Genomic DNA, 2,960 nt, shown 5'->3' with positions numbered 1-2,960 from the left:
CAGGGCCTGGGCCTGTCGCTGCTGGTCCGGGGCGCCTCGACCTGCGGCTCGGCAAACACCCCTGCCGGTTCGCGCGCAGGCGCGCAGTCGATCGGCGCCGGGGCCGCCTCGACCGCCTCGTCCTCCACTTCCCAGCGGGTTTGCGCCAGGGCCAGCTCATACGCCTCGCGCAGGCGCTGGAAAGCCTGCGGGTCTTCATCCGGGCGTGCACCTTGAGCAGGCGCGCATACTGGCGGCGGATACTGCGCTCATCAGTACCGGGCGCCAGGCCCAGCACGCTCCAGCAGTCGTCGATCACATCGCTCATTGCCGCTCCCTCAACGCCAGCTGTCCTGGCCCAGTTCATTCACGCGCTGGCTCAGGTCGTGGCGCACTTCACGGATCTGCCGTTCGTCCTGGGTTTCGAGCACCCGCTGAAAGTGCGCGGCCCAGGCCCCGACACGCTCGCGCAACTCGCCCAGGCTCTCCTGGTACAGGCGCTCCAGGCGCGCCAGCAACAGGGTGTTGGGCTGTTGGTCGCGGGGGTGGGTCTTGAGCTCGGCCAGTGCCACCAGGCGCTCGCGAATTTCTTCGGCGCTGAGCACGCCGGGGTTGTTCTCGATCACCAGCGCATGCTGATCGCCGTCAGCGGGATGCTCACCTGGGCTTCGAGAATGCCGTTGATGTCGTAGGTGAAGCGTACGTCCAGCGCCACCTCGCCGGCCTTGCGCTTGGGCACGGGAATCTCCAGTACCCCCAGCAGGACGTTGTCCTTGACCAGCCGGCTTTCGCCCTGGAACACCTTGACCAGCACCTGCTCCTGCTGGTCGCTCACGGTGTACACCGTCTGCACCCGGCTGACCGGCACCACGCTGTTGCGCTCGATGATCGGCAGGTAGTGCCCGCTCTCGTGGCGCTCGCCGAACTGACGCATGGTCTCCATGCCCAGGGTGTAGGAGCACACGTCGGTCAGCACCACCTCTTCGAGCGCCGCGTCGCGGGCCTTGAGCGCGGCCTGCACGGCGGCGCCATGGGCCACCACTTCATCGGGGTTGAGGCTGATGGAAGGGAAACGCCCGAACAGCCCGGCGGCCAGCTTGCGCACCAGCGGCATGCGCGTGGTGCCGCCCACCAGCAGCACCTCGTCGAGGTCCGAGGCGCGGATGCGCGCATCGCGCAAGGCGCGTTCGATCGGCGCGCGCAAGCGCGCCAGCAGCGGCGCGAAAAGCTCGGCCATGGCCTCCTGGGTATAGCGGTGACGCCATTGCCGGCCGTCCAGGCGCACCACGAACTCGGCTTCCTGCGCCTGCCCCAGTAGCTTGCGCACCCGCTCGGCCTCGCGCCGCAGCGGTTGCAGCAGCGCTTCGACGCCGGGGAAGGCGTGGTCCTGCTGGCACTGCACAAAATGCTCGAGCAGCACCTGGTCGAAGTCTTCGCCGCCCAGGTAGTTGTCGCCGGCGCTGGCACGCACTTCCATCACGCCTTCGAACAGCTCCAGGATCGACACGTCGAACGTACCGCCGCCCAGGTCGAAGACCAGGAACGAGGTTTCCTTGTCGCGCTGGTGCAGGCCGTAGGCGAGCGCGGCGGCGGTCGGTTCGTTGATCAGCTTTTCGACGCGCAGGCCCGCCAGTTCCCCGGCCACCCGCGTGGCCTTGCGCTGGGCATCGCTGAAATAGGCCGGCACGCTGATCACCGCTTCGGTGACCGGTTCGCCAAAGGCGCGCTCGACGTCTTCCTTGAGGCTCTTGAGCACCAGCGCCGAGAGCTCCTCGGGGCGGTACGAACGGCCGCCCAGCGGCACTTGCTGGTTGCTGCCCATGTAGCGCTTGAACAGCGCGGTGGTCAGCTTGGGATGGGTGTGCAAGCGCTCGCGGGCCGCCTGGCCGACCAGCACACGGCCTTCGTCATCGAGCCCGACCACGCTTGGGGTGAGCAGTTGGCCCAGTGCATTGGGCACCAGTTCAGAGGCGCCGTGCCGCCAAATGGCCACCAGGCTGTGGGTCGTCCCCAGGTCGATACCGACGATCATCAGCGAGTTCCCTCTCAAAAAATCAGAGGGTGATGGTACTTGAGGTGCCTGCGTTCAGGCCACCGCCATCACTCGCTGCAATCGGTGCCCCCTGGGTGGTAAAACCGGCACCACCCTCGATGAAACGCAGGTCTGCGTCAGGCTTGTTCAATGCCCCGCTGCGCAGCGCCAGGTTGTTGCCCAGCACGAGGCCACCGGCGTTGAGGCTGGTGCTGGTGACCCCGGTCAACGCACCAGACAATGTCCAACTGCCGCTCTGCACGATCAGGTTGTTGAAGTTGATGTCGTTGGCACTGGCCATCAACTGGAATGTGTAGCGGCTTTGCGCAAGCGCTATCGGAAAGGTCGTACGTCAAACAGTGTTAATAATTGGGCAATGCGCCCTGTGGATACAGGGCGTCGTCAAACTTACAGCGTCAGCCAACCGACAAACGGTCAGGCCACCTCCGGGTCTTCGGCGGGCCAGAACGGCTCGTTGGCTTCCAGGGGCGGCAGGCCATGGGCGGCCCGCGCGGCGTTGCAGTCGTCGTTGGGCTGGCCGTTGACCCACGCCGCGTCGAACTCGCGACAGGGGCTGGAACGCTGGGCGTACAGCGAGCAACTGACGCCTTTGCCGATTTCCCCTTCCAGGCCGATGCAACGGCACGGCTTGGCATCGGTGCCGATCATTGCCACCCGGGTCGGGTTGATCTGCACCACCAGCTCATCCGGCACCACGCCACCGGCCGAGGTGCATTCACCCCAGAAAAAGGACACACGGAAATACGCGCAGCAGGCACCGCAAGTCAAACAGGGATTGTTTTCGGACATGATTTGGGGAGGGGGGAGAATTATCGTTATAGGGAGGAACCCGGCGATCATTCTATGCTTCGGCGTGGCGTTGAGAAGGGGGGCGGTGAAAGAAATATCGGTGGCCGACGGGTGGCTGATTTACAGCCCTTCGCTGGCA

General features: G+C 65.6%; 2 protein-coding genes and 2 pseudogenes. All 4 read right to left on the bottom strand.

Annotated elements, in window-relative coordinates:
* Window positions 1-307, bottom strand: a pseudogene (locus G3436_RS29050) (J domain-containing protein); the annotation flags it as partial.
* 10 nt (window positions 308-317) lie between these two features.
* Window positions 318-2,011: pseudogene (locus tag G3436_RS21310) on the bottom strand (molecular chaperone HscC).
* 22 nt (window positions 2,012-2,033) lie between these two features.
* On the bottom strand, window positions 2,034-2,312 hold the full coding sequence (locus G3436_RS21305) for a hypothetical protein (RefSeq protein WP_163949159.1): 279 nt from the start codon (window positions 2,310-2,312) through the stop codon (window positions 2,034-2,036).
* 134 nt (window positions 2,313-2,446) lie between these two features.
* A complete protein-coding gene (locus G3436_RS21300) occupies window positions 2,447-2,821 on the bottom strand; it encodes a YkgJ family cysteine cluster protein (protein ID WP_163949156.1) in 375 nt (124 codons plus the stop codon).
* Window positions 2,822-2,960 lie beyond the last annotated feature (139 nt).

It is taken from the genome of Pseudomonas brassicae (genome assembly GCF_010671725.1).
Lineage (GTDB): Bacteria > Pseudomonadota > Gammaproteobacteria > Pseudomonadales > Pseudomonadaceae > Aquipseudomonas > Aquipseudomonas brassicae.
This window is presented reverse-complemented; position numbering and strand designations above follow the sequence as displayed.

What these genes read in the sequence shown, in the direction of transcription:
- G3436_RS21305 (WP_163949159.1), bottom strand. Translation starts at nt 2,312, where the DNA reads ATGGCCAGTGCCAACGACATCAACTTCAACAACCTGATCGTGCAGAGC.
- G3436_RS21300 (WP_163949156.1), bottom strand. Translation starts at nt 2,821, where the DNA reads ATGTCCGAAAACAATCCCTGTTTGACTTGCGGTGCCTGCTGCGCGTAT.